At 57.9% G+C, this 2285-nt stretch carries 2 protein-coding genes; both read right to left on the bottom strand.

Annotation, left to right across the window (positions count from 1 at the left end; genetic code table 11):
- Positions 1-254 precede the first annotated feature (254 nt).
- Positions 255-782: a chorismate mutase gene (locus GWC77_RS27410; protein ID WP_173262529.1), complete on the bottom strand. Its 528-nt coding sequence runs from the start codon at positions 780-782 to the stop codon at positions 255-257.
- A 183-nt stretch (positions 783-965) separates the two neighbouring features.
- Positions 966-1709, bottom strand: a complete 744-nt coding sequence (locus GWC77_RS27405) for a hypothetical protein (protein WP_173262526.1) — start codon at positions 1707-1709, stop codon at positions 966-968.
- Between the last annotated feature and the right edge of the window lie 576 nt (positions 1710-2285).

Here is a 2285-nt window from a genome sequence, read left to right as displayed (position 1 = left end):
CGCGGCTACACGCGCTTCGAAACAATGCGAACCGTGCTGTTCCTCATCGCCGGCAAGCTAGATTTCTCCAGCTTCAACCCGCATGCCTCGTGAGCCGCTTTACCCACTGCATTTTCAAAAGAGCCGCGCGTGTGGACGACGTGATGCCGGGCGCGCCACAGATATGATCGAGTCACCCCAAACGCTGCCGCCACGGTTGTTCGTGCGGCGGTAGGTGCTCCGGTTTGAACGACCGCAGTGTCGTTCATACGCTTTTACGGTTCGCATACCCGTGCGAGTGCGCGATCCATGGCGATCGCGTAAAGTGGATCGAACGCGTGCGTCGATACATATTTCTGCGTCGCCTGGGCGAGCTTCAATCGACAATCCGATTGTGCGCGTAACACATTCGTATCGGCGAGCGCACTGATAAGCGACTTCTGGATTATGTCGAGATGCGGGCGAATTTCTGCTGCGAGGTTTGCCCGGCGCTCGTGAGGCGCATGCCCCATTAGCCGCCACCGCGCGAGTAGGCCATACTGGACCAGCTTGTTCGCTTCGATTTGATCAGAGAAGAAATGCGTAGCAAGCTTGGTAGGCACGCCAAGCGCACGCGCTTCTTCGACAGTCGCCTCTATCACCTTCGCTTCGCGGGGCAAATCCTCTACGGGCTGATTGGTGTCCCACTTGGCAAGCGCGACCTGTCGCGCAATCTGAAGTCGCGCGGCGGTCATGTCGATGAGAGGATACAGGCCTGCGTCCCCTGCCGGGCCCGCGTAGGAGACTGCGCAATGAGCAAGCATGAATGCCGCTGCAAGCGGACTGAAACAAATGCGTGATTTCCAAATGCCGAGTTTTATCATCGTTCGATTCCTGCTGCGAATTTTGGCGATGCCGGCCGTGCCTCCATGCGCGATCGCGTTGATGGCAGGGGGTACGGGCGGCTCGCCACAGCGCGACCTCGCTTCGGTGCACTGCATCCGTCGTCAACCAGCGTTGGGCGCGGAGGCAAGTGCGTTGTTCAGCGCCGTTTCGCTCGCCTTCGCGTTGTATGTTCCATCGCCGAGACTATTGATGACGTTCTGTGCAGCCTGGGCGAGGCCGGTATCGCCCGCGTTCGTCGCTTCTTTCTCCAGCGCGTTGGCGTTGTTGGCGATCTGTGACTGGCCTGCACCGTCCGCTATTTCCGACGCGAGGATGTTTTCGTTGGCGCCGAGGCTGCCATGGTCTCCCGATTGCGTGTGGAATGCAGAATTGCCATCGAAGGCCCCGGCGTCTTGCCACTGCATGCCAGCATTGCCGTCGATCTGTGGTGTGATCGCGCCCTGAAGATCGCCCTGATGCGCGGCGCCCTCAAGGGCGCCCTGCGAGCCTTGCTGGCTGAACGTTCCATCGTTGAGGCTTGCAACCATATTTTGGGTCGCGTCCATCAGACTTGAATTCTGCAAGTTGGCATTCTTCAACGTCGATTCGAAGTCGTTCGCATCGGCTTCGAGCGTGGTTTTGGGCGTGCCGTTCGCCGATAGATCGGTCATCATCTTGTTGTAAGACTGGGTGACATCCGACAGGCTGCTTCCGGTGGGACTGCTTCCGGTGGCACTGCCAAAGCCCGGCATTAATGGTCCAAGGGCGCTGATAACAGCACCGTCAGAGCCGGAACCTGTAGATGATGCAGACGAACCATCGTTGATGGTCACCGTTGCTCCCGTAATCGACACTGAAATACCCATCGCTTCTCTCCATCTCTCGACATCGGTTGAAAAACGCATTCAAATACGCTCACGAATTTATGCAGGCCGAAGTCGATTTGCTTGCATATGCGTGGGCTATGACGCCGGGCACGTTTCCGTCTGGGCCATTCGGTACACTGCCGGGTAACCGGCGGCAGGCCCACGCCAAGTACAAAAGCACACTTGGCGAGGGAGGCCATCATCGATCGTGCGCAATCAAACTATGCGGAATGGAGGAGAGTGATGCCCCACCGATGCGAAGTACGGATGCGTGATACGACGCTCTCTGGTGTGTCTTGCCGCTGGACTTCAAGGGGCGTCGCGCGTTTGCGAAGCATATTTTCTCCTGGGAGCATCATATGCCTTGAACTCGAAATTTCTGTCAGACCCCTGCGCGTCTCGCAATCGGTTCGTTCTCATGACCTCTCTGTATTTAGAGTATTTGCCTCTTTGAATTCCGAGTGGGTGATGTTAGCGGGTCAAGGGCGGGCGTAAGCCCGGCGCAGCGAACCCTTGAGGCGCTCTGAATCGACAAGCTGAGGTATGGCTGGTGGCGGCAGAATGCGGCAACCAGCC

Source organism: Paraburkholderia sp. NMBU_R16 (assembly GCF_013282575.1).
In the GTDB taxonomy this organism is placed as follows: Bacteria; Pseudomonadota; Gammaproteobacteria; order Burkholderiales; family Burkholderiaceae; genus Trinickia.
Note: the sequence above shows the minus strand (reverse complement) of the source record. Positions and strands in the feature narration are given on the sequence as shown.

What these genes read in the sequence shown, in the direction of transcription:
- GWC77_RS27410 (WP_173262529.1), bottom strand. Translation starts at nt 782, where the DNA reads ATGCTTGCTCATTGCGCAGTCTCCTACGCGGGCCCGGCAGGGGACGCA.
- GWC77_RS27405 (WP_173262526.1), bottom strand. Translation starts at nt 1,709, where the DNA reads ATGGGTATTTCAGTGTCGATTACGGGAGCAACGGTGACCATCAACGAT.